The organism is Microbacterium sp. 69-10 (assembly GCF_001897945.1).
Lineage (GTDB): Bacteria > Actinomycetota > Actinomycetes > Actinomycetales > Microbacteriaceae > Microbacterium.
In genome coordinates, this window is sequence record NZ_MKRT01000019.1 from 33630 (window position 1) to 34057 (window position 428).

Consider the following 428-nt stretch of genomic DNA (forward strand, 5'->3'; position numbering starts at 1 on the left):
CTGGATCGCATGCGTCACCGGTGTCCGGCCGGACCTGGTCGCCTGACCCGCCCCGATCACTCCTGAGGGACGCATCCCATGCCGGCCTCGAAGAGCACCGACTCCAGGGTTGCAGCTTCGTCGCCCGCCACATCTTCTGTGATGACCTCGCCCGCGGCGATGTGACGAAGGAGCGCATCCGACAGGTCGGAGTCATACAGGGCCTGCCCGATGCAGGCCTGGGCCTCGGGCGTTGTGAATCCCTCCAGGTCCACTGCGTCCCTCAGGCCTGCGACGTATCCCTTGCCGATGGCCTCAGGCGATGGCCGCTGCTCACCTGCATCCGCCGACGGCTCGTCGGAAGGCACCGCGCTGACCGCGGACGTGGGGAATGGCGAGGACGCGGCGTCGATGATCGCCGTCGTCAGCGTGAAGATCACCACAGCCGT

General features: G+C 67.5%; 1 protein-coding gene. It reads right to left on the reverse strand.

Going from position 1 to position 428, the window contains the following annotated elements; translation table 11 throughout:
- Nucleotides 1-56 precede the first annotated feature (56 nt).
- Nucleotides 57-428 (reverse strand): hypothetical protein (locus BGN97_RS07705; RefSeq protein WP_292699702.1); only part of this gene is annotated, 372 nt, incomplete at its 5' end.